Origin of the sequence: Micromonospora sp. A200, assembly GCF_029893845.1 — a bacterium.
GTDB lineage: Bacteria > Actinomycetota > Actinomycetes > Mycobacteriales > Micromonosporaceae > Micromonospora > Micromonospora purpureochromogenes.
On sequence record NZ_JARXXY010000066.1, the window covers coordinates 1 to 16,293 of the forward strand.

Consider the following 16,293-nt stretch of genomic DNA (forward strand, 5'->3'; position numbering starts at 1 on the left):
CCTGCGGTGGGCAGCCGCGATGAGAGCGACTCCGCCGGTCACCTCGACCAAGCCTGGCCTGGCTGCGGTCGTAGCACCAGTCAATAGGTAGCCGCATTCAGGGCGGCCCGCGAGCGTGTCGGTGCGGGCCGAGTGGGTTGGTGCGCCTGGAACAACCGTTGTTGTGGTGTTGCAGTGCAGCCACGCCTCCCTTGTTGTCCGCGGGACGGCCGCTCCAGCGCCGACGTAGCCACACGCCAGCGCACTTCCGGGCACGCGCTGAAGGGGTCGCCGGCGTACGCGGCCCAGCCGCCGTCGTAGTCGACGCCGCGGGTCAACGGGTGCATCGGCCGATCCGCCGCAGGCGCCGGCCGACGGCACCATGATGGTCTTCGGCGAGCTGCCCGAGCAGCGGGCCGAGGAGGCGCCGCCGAAGAGGCGATCGAGCGGTTGATGCTCGTAGAGCGGGCCGAGCTGGAGTTCTCCACGCACACCTGGCTTTCATGCTTGTGCACGAAGCATTCCCAGGCTGACTTCTGCTCGAGGGACGCTCAATTCGGCGCGGACGGGAGGGTTGGCGCCGCGACGAGCGCATGTGCGTGCCGCTACCTCGGCGGCGAACTCGACCACCTCGGTGAGGACGGCGCGGTCAGCGGCGGCGAGTGTGCTGCGCCGTTCCGTCTTGAGCAGGTCGGCCTCGCTGAGCGCGGCGAGCATCCCGGCGGTGAAGGCGTCCCCCGCCCCGACGGTGTCCACCACATCCGTATGGTGCGCCGCAACTTCGACTTCGTGCCGGCGGGTCGCCGCCCATGCACCCAGCTCGCCGAGCGTGACGACCACAACGTGTGCGCCGAGGGCCAGCCACCTACGCCCCGCCTCCTGGTAGGGGCGGCCCGGGTAGATCCAGTCCAGATCGTCGCCGCTGACCTTGACGACGTCGCTCAAACTGACAAAGGCGTCGATTCTTCCTCGGGCGCCGATCGGGTCGCCGGTCACTGAGGGACGGCAGTTCGGGTCGAAGCTGATCATCGTCGACGGGCGTGCCCGCCGCACCAGTGCCAGCACGTCGTCGGCTCCCGGCTGTAGGACCGTGGCGAGCGATCCGGTGTGCAGGCAATCGCCGTGCGCATCCTCGACCATCTGCCCAGGGAAGGCTTGCCATTCGATGTTGAAGTCGTAGGTGGCCTGGCCCTTGGGATTCAGGTGCGTCGTCGCCACGCTTGTCTGCGCCAGGTTCAGGATCGACTGCTGGCTTAGGCGTACGCCGTTGCCCTCGATGTAAGCGCGGAGCATCCGCCCGTGGGCGTCGTGCCCGATCTGCGTCAGCAGGGTGGTGGGCTGACCGAGTCGGGCCAGAGCGGTGGCGACGTTCGCGGGGCTTCCCCCGGGGTACGCCGCCATCGTCCCCGCTGTCTCCTCGATCAGATCCACGAGGGTCTCACCCACGACGGTGATCACGTCTCTCCTTTCTGCATGGCATCGATGCTGTGCCGGGCCGTGGATCAGCTTGTTGCGGGGCCGGGAGTCTGTTCGAGGGTGGTGGCACCGGTCATGATGGCCACCGCCTCGGCCATGGTGTGCGACGACGGGCTGACCACGCCGGCGCAGCGACCCAGTCGTTGGATGTGGATGCGGTCGGCGACCTCGAACACGTGCGGCATGTTGTGGCTGATGAGGATCACCGGGAGTCTGCGGGACCGCAGCTCCTCGATCAGTCTGAGCACCTGGCTGGACTCCTTGACCCCGAGCGCGGCGGTCGGCTCGTCGAGCACGATCACCTTGCTGCCGAAGGCGGCGGCCCGCGCCACCGAGACGGCCTGCCGCTGGCCTCCGGAGAGCGTCTCGACCGCCTGCGCGACGTTCTGCAGGGTGCCGATGCCGAGGTCGGCGAGGGCTTGGGCGGCCTCGCGGCGCATGCCCTGCTGGTCGAGCATCCGGAAGACGGAGCCGAGCGGTCCGCGGCGGCGCTTTTCGCGTCCGAGGAAGAGGTTGCTCGCGATGTCCAGCGCCGGGGCGACGGCCAGGGTTTGGTAGACCGTCTCGATACCGGCGTCCCGGGCGTCCTGCGGGCGCTTGAAGTGCACCGGCCGGCCCTCCAGGAACAGCTCTCCAGCGTCCGGGCTCAGCGCGCCGGTGAGGCACTTGATCAGCGTCGACTTGCCGGCGCCGTTGTCGCCGATGACGGCGAGCACCTCGCCGGGATAGAGGTCGAGGTCGACCCCGTCCAGCCCGACGACCTTGCCGAAGGTCTTCACCAACCTGCGGGCCGAGAGCACTGGCGTACGCTGCGCCGGTTCTGCCGCGGGCGGCCGGCTGCCTGGGCTGTGCGTGGTGGCGGTCATGCTCGCACCTTTCTGATCCACTGGTCGACGGCCACGGCGAGGATCACCAGCAGGCCCACGGCGAGCACCCGGTACTGGTCGTCGACGCCGGCGAGGGAGAGGCCGCTGCGAAAGAACCCGACGATCAGCGCGCCGAGCAGGGTGCCAAGCAGCACTCCCCGGCCGCCGAAGAGGCTGGTGCCGCCGATCACCACAGCCGTGATGCTTTCCAGGTTGGCGTCGGTGATGGCGTTCGGGCTGGCCGCGCCCGCCCGTCCGATGAGGATCCAGGCGGTGATGCCGTAGATGGCCCCCGCCACCAGGTACACGCTCAGCAGCACCCGGTCGACCCGGATGCCAGCGAGCCGCGCGGCCTCCTTGTCGTCGCCGACCGCGTAGACGTGCCGGCCCCAGGCGGTCTTGGCCAGGGCGTAGCCCACCAGCAGGTAGAGGAGCACGACCGCGACGACGCCGAAGGTGATCCGGAACTCGCCCACCGGGAAGGATTCCCCGGTCCAGCTGAGCACGGGCGGCAGATCGGTGGCCTGGACACTCTGGCCGTCGGAGTAGAGCAGCCCGATGGAGGTGAAGACGCTGAGCGTGCCCAGGGTGACGATGAAGGGCGGCAGCTTCAGCCGGGTCACCAGGCCGCCGTTGAGCGCGCCCGCCGCGGCGCCCACCGCGATGGCGAGCAGAACGGCGAGTACGCCCGGCAGCCCCTGCCCCTCGGCCAGTTTCGCCGAGAGCATCATCGCCAGGATGGCGATCGCGCCGACCGACAGGTCGATCCCCGCGGTGAGGATGATGAGTGTCTGCCCGACGGCGAGCGCGCCGATCACGGCCACCTGCTGCAGGACGAGCGACAGAGAGTTCGGCGAGGCGAAGCGGGGGTTGAGGGTGGAGAAGACGACGAACGCGATAACCAGCACGAGGAACGGGCTGATCGCGGGGTGGGCGTGCAGCAGGTGCTGAACGCGTTGCAGCGGTGAGTGCCGCCGCAGCGCGAACTGCTGGGCTGCGCTGGTTGGTGGAGTGGTCGTGGTCACGGGCTGCTCCCTGGGGTGGTCGACGGAGGCGGACGACTGCCCGGTCGAGGGCGCGGGATGCGCGTTCCCGGGCGCCTCGACCGGGACAGCGGTGGACTCAGCCCCAGCAGCGCCCGGTGGCGTCGGCGCTGGTGATGCTCTCGACTCCGGTGGCTGGCTTGTCGGTGACCAGGGTGACGCCGGTGTCGAAGAAGTCGAGGCCACCGGTGACCTGCGGCTTCTCACCGTCGTTCGCGATCTTCTTGATGGCCTGCACGCCGAGTTCGGCCATCTTCAGCGGGTACTGCTGCGAGGTGGCGCCGATGACGCCGTCCTTGACCTGCCGTACGCCGTCGCAGCCGCCGTCGACGGAGACGACCAGGACGCCCTGGGTCTTGCCCGCCGCCTGCAGCGCCTTGTACGCGCCGACCGCGGCCGGCTCGTTAATGGTGTAGACGACGTTGATGTCGGGGTTCCTGGTCAGGCAGTTCTCCATGGCGGTGCGACCGCCGTCCTCGGCGCCCTGGGTCGGCTCGTTGCAGGCGATGGTGTAGATGCCGCCGGAGTAGTTGCCGGTCTTCGCCTCGTCGCCGTTCTTCTTCTTGTCGGCGGTGTCGATGCCCATCCCGGCCAGGAAGCCCTGGTCCCGGTTGTAGTCGACGGAGACGACCTTGTCGTTGAACAGGTCCAGCAGCGCGATGGTCGCCGGCCTGCCAGCGAGCTGGGCCGCCGTCCACTTGCCGACGAGTTCACCCGCCTTGAAGTTGTCGGTGGCGAACGTGATGTCCACGGTGTCGGCCGGGTCGGGCGGGGTGTCCAGGGCGATCACGTAGAGCCCGGCGTCACGGGCCTTCTTGATAGCGGGGTTCACCCCGGGACCGTTCGGGGTGATCAGAATGCCGTCGTCCCCCCGGGCGATCGCGTCCTCGATGGCCTGCACCTGGCCGGCCTCGTCGCCGTCCTCCTTGCCTGCGGCGAGGGTGAGCTTCACGCCCTCGGCGTCAGCGACCTTCTTCGCACCCTGCTGCATGGTCACGAAGAACGGGTTCGTGGAGTTCTTGGTGATCAGCGAGACGGCCACCTTCGAGGCGCCGTCGCCGGTTCCTTCGTCTCCGGAGCCGCCGCAACCGCTGACGACCATGCTGGTCGCCGCCGCGGCGGCGACCAGCAGCGCCGTAGGGCGACGGCCAATGCGCTGGATCATGTCTTCTCCCTCGGAACCGTCCCCGGCGCCCTGCCGGGAAGCAGCGTTGACAACGATGTCAGCGCAGTTTCCAGTGACGTGCCCGAAGATGTCAATGGCATGACAACCACTTTTCCAGTTGCTGCTCGCAGTCGTACCGGCACTGTTGACATCGATGTCAGACAGTCGCAGGATCGCTCCACCCGGCGCCCACCGCGCTGCACCTGGCGCCCCACCACTGACGGCGTCCAGCGTGGGTACCCGGGCGCCCACCGCCGGCCGGACGGTCGGCGTCCATGACGGACGGAGGATGTGGATGAGAATCCGACGATGGTTGGCCGCGTGCGCGGCCGCGGCGGTGGTGGCGGCGATGCCCGGCGCCACCGCCAGCGGTGCGACCGGCGGCACGAGGGACGAGCCGTACCGCCCGCAGATCCACTTCAGTCCCGAGCGGAACTGGATGAACGACCCGAACGGGCTGGTCTGGTACCAGGGCGAATGGCACCTCTTCTACCAACACAACCCCGAGGGTGCGCAGTGGGGCAACATGTCGTGGGGCCACGCGGTCAGCCGCGATCTGTTCCACTGGGAGGAGCTGCCGGTCGCGCTCCCCTACTCGGCCGACGAGCACATCTTCTCCGGGTCGATCGTCGTCGACGAGCGGAACACCTCGGGCTTCGGCCGGCCTGGCGTGCCGGCGATGGTCGCCGTCTACACCAGCGCCTACCCGGCTACCGGCATCCAGGCCCAGTCGCTGGCCTACAGCACCGACCGCGGCCGGACGTGGACGAAGTACGCCGGGAACCCTGTGCTCGACCTCGGGTCGCGGGAGTTCCGCGACCCGAAGGTCTTCTGGGACGCCGAGGCCGACTACTGGGTCATGGCAATCGTGCTGGCCACCGAGCACAAGGTTCGCTTCTACCGCTCCGCCGACCTCAAGGCGTGGACCTACCTGAGCGACTTCGGCCCGGCCAACGCCACCGGCGGGGTCTGGGAGGTGCCGGACCTGTTCGAGGTGCCGGTCGACGGCGACCCGCAGAGCACCAAGTGGGTGCTGGTGGTCAACCTGAACCCGGGGTCAGTGGCCGGCGGGTCGGGCGCGCAGTACTTTGTCGGCGACTGGGACGGGACCACCTTCACCGCCGACAACATGGTGACCGGCGAGCCGGAGCCCCCGGCCGGAACACTCTTCGCCGACTTTGACGGCGACTACGCCGGCTGGACGATCGAGAACGACCCGACGCTTGCCCCCGGGCCTTTCGGCACCGCCCCCTACCCGGGGACGGTTCCCGGCCAGCAGCTGGTCAGCGGCTTCCGCGGCCGTTCCCTGGTGAACAGCTTCCTCGGCTTCGACACCCCGAAAGGGCGGATGGTCTCCCCCGAGTTCACCCTCGACCAGGACTTCCTGAACCTTCTCGTCGGCGGTGGCGCGCACCCGCACCTGCCCGGCACGACCACCGAGTTCGTGCCCGAGGGCGCCGAGACCGTGCTCGACTTCGAGCTGCCCGACGGCCAAACGTACGAGCAGGCGGGCTGGACGGCGACTGGCGGGCTGCGCGGCCGGACGCCGGTGGTGGGGCCCGCCCGCTCGGAACGCGGGCACGTGGGCGACAAACTGCTCACCACCTTCTACGAGGCCGACACGACGACCGGGACGCTCACCTCGCCAGCGTTCCCTATCGACCGGAACCACCTCAGCGTGCTCGTCGGCGCCGGCGGTCACGTCGATGCGAACGCGCGGACGGTGGTGGAACTGCTCATCGACGGCGAGGTCGTCCGCACCGGCACCGGGAACTTCTCCGGCTTCGTGAACTGGCGCAGCTGGGACGTGGCCGAGTACCGGGGCCGCAGCGCCCAGCTGCGCATCGTCGACGAGAACACCGGCGGCTGGGGGCACCTCCTGGTCGACCACCTGATCGCGACCGACGAACCGGTGCTGCCCCGGTCGGTGGAGACCGCGGTCAACCTGGTCGTCGAGGACGAGGTGGTCCGCACCGCCACCGGCAAGGACAGCGAACGCCTCGACTGGGTCGCCTGGGACGTCCGTGACCTGGCCGGCCGTCGGGCCCACCTGGAGATCAACGACTTCAACTCCGGCGGCTGGGGCCACATCCTCGTCGACCACGTCATGTTCGCCGACCGGCCGGCCCGCAGCGAACTGGAGCGCTACGACTGGGTCGACTACGGCAAGGACTACTATGCCGCAATCTCGTACAACGGCGTCCCGGGCGGTGAGCGGGTGCTCGTCGGCTGGATGAACAACTGGCAGTACGCCGGCGGCATCCCCACCTCCCCGTGGCGTGGGGCGATGGCACTGCCCCGGGAGTTCGGGCTCGCCACGATCGACGGGGAGGTGCGGCTGGTCCAGCGACCGGTCAGCCAGATCCGCCGGCTCCGCGGGGCCGGCGGCGCGTACGCCCTGCGAGACGCCGTCGTCGGACCCGGCGTGCGGGACCTGCCGGCAGCCGCCGACGGGACCGTGCTGGAGATCGAGGCCGAGTTCGAACTCCGCGACGCCGACCGGTTCGGCCTGCACGTACGCGGCGGAGGCGGCGAGCGGACCGTGATCGGGTACGACGCCGCCGCGCGGCGCCTCTACGTCGACCGGACCCGGTCCGGCGACGTCGGGTTCAGCGCGCTCTTCCCCGGCGTGCACTCCGGCCCGCTCTCCGTCGATGGCGACCGGGTGCGCATGACGATCTACGTGGACCGCTCCTCCGTCGAGGTGTTCGGCGGGGCGGGTCAGACCACCATCACCGACCAGATCTTCCCCGCGCCGGGCAGCGACCAGACGCGGCTCTTCGCCGAGGGTGGGGAGGTGCTGGTGCGGTCACTCACCGTCCGGCCGCTGCGGTCCGTGTGGCGATAACCTGGGACCCGATCATCAGCAGTCCGGGGGCCGCGGCACGTACCGCGGTCCCCGGCGTCGCCTCCGCTAGGAGCGCTCATGGACGGTTCGGTTTCCAATTCGACGGTCGCCCGGGCCCGGCCCACGCTACGGGACGTCGCCCTGCTCGCTGGCGTGAGCACGAAGACGGCCTCCCGGGTGGTCAACGGCGAACCGGGAGTCTCCCCGTCCAAGATCACGGCCGTGCAGCGGGCGATCACGCAGCTCGACTACCGTCCGAACTTCACCGCCAGCAGCCTGCGGCGCGCTGGCGGCCGCAGCGCGGCGATCGCCGCCGTCCTCGAGGACCTGGCCAACCCCTTCTCCTCGGCGCTGCACCGGGCGCTGGAGGACGCCGCCCGCGAACGGGAGGTGCTGATCTTCGCAGGAAGCGTCGACGAGAGCCCCGAGCGGGAGCGCGACCTGGTCCGGGCCTTCACCATGCGGCAGGCCGACGCCCTGGTGGTGGTGCCGGCAAGCGACAACCAGAGCTACCTGATGGGCGACGTCAACGCCGGCACCCCCGTGGTGTTCGTCGACCGGCCCCCGGTCGGGCTGCCCGTCGACGCCGTCCTCACCGACAACCACGACGGCGCCGCCGCCGCTGCCCACCACCTGGTCCGGCACGGCCACCGGGACATCGCCTACCTCGGCGACCTCCAGACGATCTCCACCGCCCGGCAGCGCTTCCGGGGTTTCAAGGAGGCGCTCAGCGACCACGGCATCCGGCCCGATGCCGCGAACATCGTCCACGACCTGCACACCGAGCGCGACTCCGAGGAGGCGGCCCGCCGGCTGCTGACCCGCGAGTCCCCGCCGACCGCCCTCTTCACCTCGCAGAACCTCGTCACCATCGGCGCCATCCGGGCGCTGCAGCAACTCGGCCGGCAGCAGCAAGTCGCCCTCGTCGGCTTCGACGACTTCCCCCTTGCCGACCTGCTCCAGCCGGGCGTCACCGTCGTCGCGCAGAACCCGTCCGAGATGGGCCGGGTCGCCGCCTCCCTGATCTTCCGCCGCCTCGACGGGGAGCAGTGGCAGCCGAGGACCCACCTCGTGCCGACCCGGCTGATCGCCCGCGGGTCGGGCGAAATCGCGGGGCCGCACCGGGACTGAGGCGCACCCGCAACGGCGGGAATGTAATAGAAGGAGCTTCGACCCGCCCGGACGCCCGTCAGGGCGGTATCACCGGATCGCCTCATGGATGTGCAACCGGCGGTAGACAGGTCGCGTATCTGGGCGTCGATGGCGCGCTCCTCGCTCCCGCTCTCCTGCATAGACGGCGAGATGGGAGGGAGGGGCTGAGCGACAGCGGTCCGGCGGCGAGGGCCTACCGCTCGGCGGATCACGGGCCTTCCGGGTGCACTGTGCCGAGGCATCGAAGGTGCATGCTGGACGGGACTTGCCAAACCCGCCATCCGGTCAGCCGGCGGTTGGCAGAGTGGGAAAGGTGAGCAGGAGGCGGCCGGTGCGGCAGCGGCACCAACGCCTCGCGCGAGTCCTCCCGCACCTTCACTTCTCCACCGAGGGTGCCGGCGTCACCAAGTTGGAACTGTTCCTCGACCTGGTCTTCGTGTACGCATTCCTCGCTGCGACGAACCTCATGGCGGAGAACTTCCGAGTCGAGGGCGTGTTCGAAGGCGTCTTGGTGATCCTGCTGCTGTGGAGATGCTGGAGCTCATATGCGTTGCTCGGCAATCTCGTCCGGGTAGACCGGGGAATCATTCGGCTGGTCATGTTCGGCGTGGCCGCGACGATCCTGTTGATCGGCATCGCCGCGCCGGTGACCTTCACCGACCGGCCGGGAGGCCTGTTCGGGCCGCTGATCTTCGTCGTCGCCTTTTTGCTTGCCCGGCTCGTTGCACTGCTGATCCTGACGTACGCCGGATCAGGCGAGCAGCGGATCCGAGCGTCCGTCCTCGGCAGGTGGTTGCCCTTTGCCGGCGGCGCGGTTCTGCTGCTGTGCGGCGCGCTACTTCCTCGTCTCCTACCCTCGGGCATCGACGGTGAGAGTTTCCGGCTGGCCCTATTCTTCGCCGCCGCCGCTGTCGATTTCATCGGCGTACGAGCGATCGGCATGGGTGGCCTTCGAATTGCCTCCGTGCCGCACTGGGCAGAGCGGCACCGGCTGGTCATGCTCATCGCGCTGGGCGAGACGATCATCTCGATCGGCACCAGCCGCGGCCTGATCGGTGATCCCCCGATCACCTGGTCGGTCATCGGGGGTTCGGCACTGGGCCTCATCGTGGTGGCCGTGCTCTGGTGGCGCTACTTCGACATCGCCGGATTCGCCGCCGAGCGGGCACTGGAGCAGCAGCCGGCATCCGCCAGGTCGCGACTCGGCCGCGACGTGTACACGATCCTGCACCTTCCGATGATTGTCGGCCTCGCCCTGTTCGCGCTGGGGCTCAAACGTGCCTTGAGTTCGGTCGAGCCCGCCAGCGCAGCCAGGTGGGACGAGCTGGGCACGCTGGTCCTTTACGGAGGTGTCCTTCTGTACCTGCTTGGCATGGTGGCTCTCGAGTACCGCACCATTCGCCTGCTGGGTCGGAGCCCGTTGCTGGGGGTCGTTCTGGTGGGTGCCGCGGTGCCGGTCGCGGTCCACCTGCCGGCGGTGGGTGCCGTAGGGCTGCTTGCCGCCCTTCTCACCGGTATGGTCCTGGCTGACCTCACCGTCTTCCGTCGGCGGCACCGCGCGCTGCACGAACGGGTGGCGGAGGCGGCAGACCGGACCACCGGCACCGGGGTCACGCCGAAGGAACTGTTCCTGGATCTGGTGGTCGTCTATACGTTCATCCAGGTCACGGTGTTGACGAGCCGGCATCCCACCGGGCCGGGGGTCGCCCAGGCACTGGCAGTGCTCACCCTGCTGTGGATCGCCTGGTCCCGCTACACGCAGGTGGGAAACGTCCTGCGCAGCGAGTCCATCCCCGTCCGGTTGAGTGTCCTGCTGGTCGTGGCGCTGGCCCTGACCATTGGTATCGCCATCCCGCAGGCGTTCGATCACGTGCCGGACGGCCTGCCCGGGCCGACGGTCGTCGTCGCCTGCTACATCGCCCTCCGCCTACTGCACCTGGCCGCGCTCCGGCTTGTTGGCCGCCCGGACCGGGCGCCACCCGCACACGTGCTGCGGGCGAGCGTCCCGACCTTGACGGCGCTCGTCCTGCTGATGGTCGCCGCCCTGACGTCCGCGCGACCGGACGCTCCGGAGGTGCTGGGGCAGCTGGTGGCGAGCCTCTGGCTGGCAGCCATCGTCGTCGACCTCGCCGGCGGCTACCTCGTCCTGCGGTTCTGGTGCGTGAGTTCGGCCAGACACTGGAGCGACCGGTACGCCCTGATCATCCTCATTGCACTGGGAGAATCGATCATCTCAACGGGAGTGGCGGTTTCCGGCCGCCCCATCTCGTGGTCGGTCGTCGGTGCCATCGTCACCAGCATGGTCCTGCTGGCCACGCTCTGGTGGGCGTACTTCGACACCGACGCCGTTGTCGGAGAGCGCACCTTGCAAGCCCGCACTGGCGATCAGCGGGCGGCGCTGGCCCGCGACGCGTACGCCTACCTCCACCTGCCGATGATTGCCGGGCTGATGCTGCTCGCCGTCGGCCTGCGTGAGATTCTCGACGTGCTGAGCGAACCGTCAGGACCGGCGCGTACCCCGTGGGGACACGCCATCCTCTTCGCCGGGACAACCGTCTATCTTCTCGCCAACCAGGCATTCTGGTGGCGTGTCCAGCGCGAGGTCCGCTGGGTCCGCGTTGTCGGAATCCTGTTCGTGATGGTCCTCGCGCTGGTGACCAGCCCGCTGTCGCCGCTGCTGGCGCTGACTATCCTGACCGCCACCAGCGTTTCCGTGATGGCGATCGACTCGCTCCGTGCCGCCGACCTACGGCGACGACTGTCCGAACCACCACGCTCGGCCATCCTGACCGACGCCCGGCCGGGCAACCCGATCACGTAGCCCGGTGGAGCGCCGTACCTGGAATGTCGCCGAAGCCTGCCGGCGTTGATTCGTCGGGTTCGCCGCGCCGGAGGTCGGGGAAATCCGGGGTCGGTGGGCCCCGACTTCCGGTGGCGCTCCGTCAGCTCAGCATCACATCCTGAAACGCCAGCTCATCCGAGTTAGGCGGCACGGCGAGGCCGACGGCATGCCCCGTGCCGAGGCCCAGCACCAGGTACCGATCGCCGCCGGTCCGGCCGCCCGGGAATTCCCCGATGGTGCGTCTTAGCGTGTTGCGCCACCCGCGCAGCAGCACGTCGCGGTACACGCCGACCTGGTAGTTGGGCTCGCCGAAGGCGAATGCGCGTGCGGCGGCGGGATCTGGCCGCAGCAGCTGGCTGGCAGCCTTGAGTTCGATCCTCACTGTCAAGCATCAGGCGTGGGTCGCCCTGGACGCGGACCTGCTGGATTCAGCTCGGCTCAACCGTCGCTGGTCGTCCTCCGCGGGTGGTTGGGCTCGCCTCTGCGCAGCGGACTGGGCGCAGCAGTGTGGTCGCTGATGGTCGGTTCCAGGCAAGCGGTCACGGTGGCGGTCACGCCATCGAGGCGACGGGTGAGGATGAGGCCCTCGGTCAGCTGGTGGGCCAGCCAAAGCCCGCGTCCGCCGGCGGTGTCGACCGCGGGCAGTCGCACCGGCAGGTGACCCGGCGCCGGCCCTTGGTCGATGATCTCGCAAGTTAGAACATCGTCCTGCCGGCGCAGCTCGAGATGTCCACGGCCCCCTCCGTGCCGTACGGCGTTGGTGACCAGTTCGTGGACGGCGAGGACGAAGTCGTAACCAGCGTCCCCGGTCAATCCGACGGCGGTCACCTCAGCGTGCAGGGCATGTCGGAGCGTGGCGACCGTCGCTTCGGTGAAGTCCTGCGACATCAGCAGGACGACGCCGGTGACAGCAGCCAGCGCCGGATACCCCGGGTCGAAGGCTCCAGCGTCGTCGGTCACGCCCGCAGGCTACCCGCATCCGGCAGCTTCCCAACCGTTGCCACAGGCAAGTATCTGCAGCTCATGAAGGCCTGGTCCCTCCCCGGCGGTAGCTGATCAGCGATGGCCGAATAGCCATGACGGCGACGGCGGTCAGCGGCCGCAGCGCGGTCGGCGTACGCGCATGGGCGGGACCCGCCTCCCGGTCGGGTCCCGCCCATCGGCGTATTGCTTCCCCGCTCAGCGGCAGCGGCCGCTGCTGCGCTCGGGGTCGACCCTGCCCTACCTCACCTTGTGTCCGTCGCGGTGACGGTGAACGGCACCGCGGCACCCAGCCACAGCTGGGTCAGGACGTAGCGGGTACCGCTCGGGATGGTGCCGGACTCGTCGGCGGCCGAGGAGGCCGCCGAGCCGAGCAGAGTGCACGACTCGTCGTAGAAGTACAGGTCGAAGTCGTACGGGATGACGGTGTCGCTGCTCGCCTGCACCTCATGGGCTCCGTCTCCGAAGCTGTCGGGCAGTTTGGTCACCCACCCGTCCGCGCCCTGGGCAGGCGCGGTCGGCACCGCGCAGGTCGCCTTGAACGCCGTGGCGGTGACGCCGGTGGTGTCGTCGGCCGTGCCGGTGGACGGATTACTGGCGACGATCACCCCGGTCTCGGTCACCGGCGCGTCCGGCGGCGACGGCGGCAGCGGCTCCACGCCAGTAACGGTCTGTGAGAAGACCTGCAGCTCGGCCACCTGCACATCCTTCTTCGTCTCGCCGAGCGCGGTGTCGGTCCAGAACCGCACGTACTGCGCCTGCACCGGCTTGGGCAGGGTGAACTGCTTGTAGTGCAGGTCGGGTGCGGTGGGGCGGGGAGTCTGGTAGCCGAACGCGTCGGTCTTGGCCAGTGCGGTCTGCCAGGTGGCCCCGTCGGTGGAGGTCTGCAGGGTGAATCCGCGCAGCCCTTCGAATCGGGAGGCGGTGAAGGCGCTGACCTGGACCGACGATATCTGTGCCGGGGCGGCGAGCTTGATCACGGCGTTGCCGGTGTCCGTGGCGGCCTTCCAGCTGCTCGCCTCGGTGTCGTCGATCAGCCGCCCAGCGCCGGTGGCGGTGGCTGAGACGACGGTGGCGCCATTGGCAGCGGACGCCAGGTTGGGCGCCAACGCGAACCGCATCGCGGAGGTGTTACCGGCGGTGACCTTCACGCTAGGGAAGGTCCGGGATCCGAAGCCGTCGGCGGTGATCGTCACCGGGTAGGTGCCGGCGGTCACCGGCGCGGAAAACCCGCCGTCGGTGGACGACGTCCGCAGCGGGGTGACCCTTGCTTCGAAGACGCCGAGGTTGATGCGGGCGCCGGGGATGGGCTTGCCGGTGGCGGCGTTGACGACGGCGCCGGTCAGGGTGCCGTTGCGGGCCGGGTTGAGATGCTCGTACGACGGGGTGGGGTCGGTGTCGTCGCCGCCGTCGCTGGCGGCGTGCAGGCCCAGACCCCGCTTGGCGAAGGCGCCGTAGACGGTGTCCACGAGCGCGGCGTAGTCGGACCTGCTGTGGTAGCGGTTGTCCAGCGCGGTGCGGATCGCGTCGCGCATGTCGATGAACGACGGATCCGCCGGGGACAGCGGCATCGCGTCGGTGACCAGCCGCGCGGCCATCTCAGCACCGGCTGCCGCGCCGTAGCGGGCGACGAGGGCCTTGCGCATGTCCCACAGGATGGCCGTCCAGATCTCCCCGTCCGAGTGGACCTCGGCGCCGCCGAGGTCGTAGCCCAGGTCGCCGAAACCGGTGGGGTTCCTGTCGTAGCTCCAGTTGCGGATGCCGCGTTCGGTGTTGCCGGTGACGTGCTGCCCGACCACGGCGGTGGTGGCGAGCTTCGCTCCGTAGAGGTAGTTCAGGGCGTACCAGTCACCCCACCCTTCGCCCATGGACCCGGACTGGTGGGTGTTGAGGGCGTTGTCCTCGCCGCTGACGTACCGGTTGGACAGTCCGTGCGCGTACTCGTGCTCGATGACGGACGCGTCGAAGTTGCCGTCCGAGTACGGTCCCTCGAAGGTGTCGTTGACGGGCTCCCACAGGAACATGCCGCTCCACGCTGGGATGCCGTCGGGAAGCGTGAGCATGTAGGCGTTGTCCCGCCCGGTGTAGGTGGGTGCGCCGCCGGTGGCCGCGCCGGCGTGGACGAGCCCGAGGACCGGATCGCCGCCCTGACCGCCGTTGCTGCCGTTGCCGACCTGGAAATTGCCGCCGGACTCGGTGAAGCCCAGCGCCCGGAACTCGTCGTGAATGCGGTTGTGGTGCCAGAACAGGTTCGTCGCCGCCGGGTCGAGATCCTGAACGTAGGCCGGCGGAACCGTCTGCCCCTTGCTGCGCGCCCAGTTGGCCGCGTACGCGTAGTTGAACTGGGCGGTCAGGCTGACCGGCCTCGGTCCCTGGTCGGCGGGGACCAGGAAGTTCGAGTAGTTGGCGTACGTGTTGGCGTTGTTGCCGAACGTCGTCGCCCCTGCGACGCCCCCCAGCCCGGTGGGATCGAGGTAACCCGACGGCGACTGGGCGGTCGGCCCGAACGACTTGACGACCGGGGCGCCGCCGGCCGGGGCACCCGGGTAGTTCTCGTAGACGGTGCCTTCGGCGTCACGCGCTACCAGGGACGCCCGATACAGGGTCTCCCCCGTCGCCGCGTCGACAACGGTGTCCCACGCCTGGTCCAACGACTTGATGAACAGCACGCGGTAGGCCGGCCGGGCGCCGTCCCGGGTCGGGAAGGCCGCCTTCTGTACATAGGACTCACCAGCGAAGGGGCCCTTGGCGAAGACCTCAAAGCCGGCACGGTGCCCGGTCGGCTGCGCGGTGTAGGCGACGCCGGAGGCCAACTCCCCCGCCACACCCTCCAACACGTCGCCGGCAGCCAGCCGGTGCGCGGCGACGAGCCCACCACCGCGTGCCGAGTTGCCGGCGTAGGAGAGCACCCTCCCGTCGCGGGTCACGGCCACGCCGAGACGCCCGCCGCGCACCGCCACCAGGCCGTTGTAGGTCTGCGCGAAGTTCACCACATGAGTGCCGGTACCGACGAGTTCGTGGTCCCGCACCACGGTCAGCGACGCGACATCAGCCGCCGAAAGACCAAACGCACCCCGATTGGCGTCGATGAACGACCGAGCCACGGAGGCCGCATCTCCCGACCGCTGCCCGGTGAGCCAGCCGCCGTCCTTGCGGATCGTCCGAGGCGTACCGAACCGCCCGTCCCAGCTGACCCGGGTGCCGGCTCCGGCGGCACCGACAAGGTCGCGCACCGCGGTGAGCTGCCCGTCGGTCGGTCGCACCGACGCTGAGGCACGGCGGACATCAAGCCGCTCGGCGCCCGCCGACTCGACATCAACAACCGCTGAAGCGACCGATGGAGAAAGTGTCAACACGAGGGCGAAGGCCGCCCCGACGACGAGCGGTGGACGAATACGCATGGAAGCTCCTCTGGGGGTCGGATCATGCCTGCGTCATGCCGGAGGTAACAGCCCCTCGCCATGGACATCGCCCCGAACGGCCCAGGCGCAACACCGTCCAGCTACCGCCCCCGCAAACCACCCGGATGGCAGCGCGGCCACCAGCCGCGTGACGGGGGCAGGCCGAGGTCTCCCCACACCACCCACCCACCACTGACGGCATCCGGAGTCTGCTGTGGGTCCCGGCCGCCGACGTCGCCGCCCAGCACCTACCTCCCGACCTGGCCGGCCCCTACCTCAACCTGCGCTGCGGCCGGGTCGCGTACCCATTGCCGTCGGCGCGCGACGCGCCGGAATCGGCTTCGAATCCCCAACGCCGGATCGGGCGCGACGTATTCGATCGTCGGCCCGGCTTGGACCACCGTGGCCAACAACGATGCCCGGGTTTGGGGTCAGGCCGGCATGCCGCCGCTGGCCTGGTCTCTGTCCGGGATCGTCCCGTCGTCACGCTAATACTGACGTGGCACGCCTCGCCGTCGCTCGACGTGAACGCACCCGCGC

Annotated in this window: 10 protein-coding genes; 3 read left to right on the forward strand and 7 right to left on the reverse strand. The window is 69.6% G+C overall.

The genetic code is table 11. From position 1 onward, the window contains the following. Positions 1 to 480 precede the first annotated feature (480 nt). The 4 genes from M2302_RS32135 to M2302_RS32150 all read right to left on the reverse strand — a co-directional run bounded on the left by M2302_RS32135 (position 481) and on the right by M2302_RS32150 (position 4,529). The gene (locus tag M2302_RS32135) at positions 481 to 1,437 is read right to left on the reverse strand and encodes a carbohydrate kinase (RefSeq protein ID WP_280841548.1); all 957 of its coding nucleotides are present in this window, start codon (positions 1,435 to 1,437) and stop codon (positions 481 to 483) included. Positions 1,438 to 1,481: 44 nt separating this feature from the next. Beyond that, positions 1,482 to 2,321: an ATP-binding cassette domain-containing protein gene (locus M2302_RS32140; RefSeq protein WP_280841549.1), complete on the reverse strand. Its 840-nt coding sequence runs from the start codon at positions 2,319 to 2,321 to the stop codon at positions 1,482 to 1,484. Continuing rightward, positions 2,318 to 3,346 carry an ABC transporter permease gene (locus M2302_RS32145; RefSeq protein WP_280841550.1) on the reverse strand — a complete coding sequence of 343 codons (1,029 nt, stop codon included), beginning with the start codon at positions 3,344 to 3,346 and terminating at the stop codon, positions 2,318 to 2,320. The genes M2302_RS32140 and M2302_RS32145 overlap by 4 nt, the downstream gene beginning before the upstream one ends. Before the next feature lie 97 nt (positions 3,347 to 3,443). Beyond that, complete coding sequence (locus M2302_RS32150) at positions 3,444 to 4,529, reverse strand: substrate-binding domain-containing protein (protein ID WP_280841551.1); 1,086 nt, start codon at positions 4,527 to 4,529, stop codon at positions 3,444 to 3,446. A gap of 295 nt (positions 4,530 to 4,824) precedes the next feature. Here M2302_RS32150 and M2302_RS32155 point away from each other — a divergent pair, with 295 nt between their 5' ends. From M2302_RS32155 to M2302_RS32165, 3 genes are all read left to right on the forward strand, one after another. Continuing rightward, the gene (locus tag M2302_RS32155; RefSeq protein ID WP_280841552.1) at positions 4,825 to 7,377 is read left to right on the forward strand and encodes a glycoside hydrolase family 32 protein; all 2,553 of its coding nucleotides are present in this window, start codon (positions 4,825 to 4,827) and stop codon (positions 7,375 to 7,377) included. 78 nt (positions 7,378 to 7,455) lie between these two features. Continuing rightward, positions 7,456 to 8,508, forward strand: a complete 1,053-nt coding sequence (locus tag M2302_RS32160; RefSeq protein ID WP_280841553.1) for a LacI family DNA-binding transcriptional regulator — start codon at positions 7,456 to 7,458, stop codon at positions 8,506 to 8,508. Positions 8,509 to 8,860: 352 nt separating this feature from the next. Further along, entirely contained in the window at positions 8,861 to 11,350 is a 2,490-nt protein-coding gene (locus M2302_RS32165; RefSeq protein WP_280841554.1) for a low temperature requirement protein A, read from the forward strand. A gap of 121 nt (positions 11,351 to 11,471) precedes the next feature. Here the strand turns inward: M2302_RS32165 and M2302_RS32170 are convergent, their stop codons facing one another. From M2302_RS32170 to M2302_RS32180, 3 genes are all read right to left on the reverse strand, one after another. Then, complete coding sequence (locus M2302_RS32170) at positions 11,472 to 11,753, reverse strand: hypothetical protein (protein ID WP_280841555.1); 282 nt, start codon at positions 11,751 to 11,753, stop codon at positions 11,472 to 11,474. A gap of 56 nt (positions 11,754 to 11,809) precedes the next feature. Then, positions 11,810 to 12,331, reverse strand: a complete 522-nt coding sequence (locus M2302_RS32175; RefSeq protein WP_280841556.1) for an ATP-binding protein — start codon at positions 12,329 to 12,331, stop codon at positions 11,810 to 11,812. A 266-nt stretch (positions 12,332 to 12,597) separates the two neighbouring features. Then, complete coding sequence (locus M2302_RS32180) at positions 12,598 to 15,615, reverse strand: M36 family metallopeptidase (RefSeq protein WP_280841557.1); 3,018 nt, start codon at positions 15,613 to 15,615, stop codon at positions 12,598 to 12,600. Positions 15,616 to 16,293: the final 678 nt, after the last annotated feature.

Excerpts from the sequence above, each read along its gene's own strand:
- M2302_RS32140 (WP_280841549.1), bottom strand. The coding sequence starts at position 2,321 with ATGACCGCCACCACGCACAGCCCAGGCAGCCGGCCGCCCGCGGCAGAA.
- M2302_RS32150 (WP_280841551.1), bottom strand. The coding sequence starts at position 4,529 with ATGATCCAGCGCATTGGCCGTCGCCCTACGGCGCTGCTGGTCGCCGCC.
- M2302_RS32155 (WP_280841552.1), top strand. The coding sequence starts at position 4,825 with ATGAGAATCCGACGATGGTTGGCCGCGTGCGCGGCCGCGGCGGTGGTG.
- M2302_RS32160 (WP_280841553.1), top strand. The coding sequence starts at position 7,456 with ATGGACGGTTCGGTTTCCAATTCGACGGTCGCCCGGGCCCGGCCCACG.